The organism is Roseomonas acroporae (genome assembly GCF_023223525.1).
Taxonomy (GTDB): Bacteria; Pseudomonadota; Alphaproteobacteria; order Acetobacterales; family Acetobacteraceae; genus Roseomonas_E; species Roseomonas_E acroporae.
This window is the reverse complement of sequence record NZ_JALPRX010000263.1, coordinates 1-770: the sequence shown is the minus strand read 5'-3', so window position 1 is coordinate 770 and position 770 is coordinate 1. Positions and strand designations below refer to the sequence as shown.

The 770-nt window shown below is 69.7% G+C and carries 1 protein-coding gene; it reads right to left on the bottom strand.

The features are described from left to right. The coding region (locus tag M0638_RS28425) for a virulence-associated E family protein (RefSeq protein WP_248670323.1) at positions 1-770 on the bottom strand (770 nt) is incomplete at both ends.

The following is a 770-nucleotide window of genomic DNA, read 5'->3' as shown; positions in this document are numbered from 1 at the left end:
CTCGCGGATCCAGGGCACGTCGGCATGGCGACAGGCGAGTGGCCAGAACCGGCGGTTGCCGGTGGTGTCGCTCAGCCATTCCTCGGCGTTGGTGGTGCCTACAAGGATGCACTGCCTCGGCCGGTTGACGTAGGCCTTGCCGTAGGGCGGGCGGAAGCGGTCCACCTGGCGAGACATGAAGGCCTTCACCGTCTCGGCCTCGGCGCGAATGAGCTGCTGAAGCTCGGCCAGCTCGAGGCACCAGACCCCGAGCAGACCCATGGCGGCGTCCTTCGATGCCAGATCCTCGGGCAAGCTGTCGGAGAACCAGTCGTCGCCGTAGAGGGCGCGGAGGGCGGTGGACTTGCCGAGGCCCTGGCCGCCCTCGAAGACGGGCGTGTGGTCGAACTTCACGCCCGGCTGGCGGATGCGCTTGACGCTGGCGATCAGCATCTTGGCGCCGGCGGCGGCGTGGTAGTCGTCGCCGGGGCAGCCGAAGCCGCGGTGCAGCCAGCCATCGACCCGAGGTACCCCGTCCCACACCAAGGATGCGAGCCAGTCCTCGACGGGATGGAACCGATGGCGCGCCGCCTCGGCCACCATGGCGTCCTCGACGGTCTGCTTGGTGAAGCGGTGCGTCCAGATGCGCTGCATGTGCGCCTGGACTAGCGCCAGGTCTTCCGGCCCCCAGGCTCGGGGGTAGGGGCCGGGCAAGGGCATGTCGCCGTCGCGGGCTGGGGGCGGTGCGAAGCGCAGCACGAACTCGGCCTTGAAGTCGTCGCGGCCGACGA